The following is a 1,040-nucleotide window of genomic DNA, read 5'->3' on the forward strand; positions in this document are numbered from 1 at the left end:
CGGCTTTGTTGCACAAACCTAGCATCAAAAGCTTATTCAGCAATATAATTTCAAAATGAATAAGCCTGCCTCTAAAATCTACCGTACAACCAATTGGTCATCCTATAACCGAGCCTTAATTAACCGAGGTAATATTTCCATTTGGTTTGATCCAAAGACTCAGTGGTATGCACAATCACAAGGCAAGCAAGGTCGAAATCAAACCTACTCCGATACAGCGATTCAATGCTGCTTAATGATCAAATTACTATTCCGACTCTCTTTACGTATGGTCACAGGTTTTGTTCAAAGTCTGATTAAACTCTCTGGATTAGATTGGACAGCTCCGGATTATTCCACCCTTTGTCGTAGACAAAAGCATATTGATATTGCGATTAGCTATCAAAAAAGTAGTGATGGACTGCATCTACTCGTAGACTCTACTGGTTTGAAGTTTCTTGGTGAAGGTGAATGGAAACGCAAGAAACATGGGGCTGAATATCGTCGCCAATGGCGTAAGCTTCACATTGCTATAGATGCTAAAACCCTGCAAATACGTGCAGTACAACTCACCACAAATAATGTCAGTGATTCTCAAGTACTCGAAGATTTACTTGCTCAAATTCCCTTGGATGAACCAATTGATTCTGTTTATACAGATGGTGCTTATGACACAAAGCACTGCCGACAAGTCATTTTAGATCGAGATGCACATGCGATCATTCCACCTAGAAAGAATGCAAAGCCTTGGAAGGATCAGCAAGCGAGGTCTATAGAGCGGAACGAATTATTAAAGACAGTCAAACGGCTAGGCAGATCGCTTTGGAAAAAGTGGTCTGGTTATCACCGTCGAAGTTTGGTTGAAACCAAGATGCATTGCATCAAATTATTAGGCGATAAATTAACAGCGCGGAGTTTTCCAAGTCAGGTGAATGAGATCCATGCACGCATGGCAGTCTTGAATAAATTCACAGAATTAGGTCGCCCTCATACCCAAGTTGTCTCTTAAATTTGAGTAGCTTAAGGGAACTCAGCCTTTCAAACCTTTATGCAACAAAGCC

General features: G+C 40.9%; 1 protein-coding gene. It reads left to right on the plus strand.

The window, feature by feature from the left end:
* Positions 1 to 55: 55 nt before the first annotated feature.
* Positions 56 to 988, plus strand: coding sequence for an IS5 family transposase (locus NI455_RS15345; RefSeq protein WP_005103080.1), 933 nt, complete (start codon positions 56 to 58; stop codon positions 986 to 988).
* The last annotated feature ends 52 nt before the right edge of the window (positions 989 to 1,040 follow it).

The organism is Acinetobacter lwoffii (genome assembly GCF_024129435.1).
Taxonomy (GTDB): domain Bacteria; phylum Pseudomonadota; class Gammaproteobacteria; order Pseudomonadales; family Moraxellaceae; genus Acinetobacter; species Acinetobacter lwoffii_F.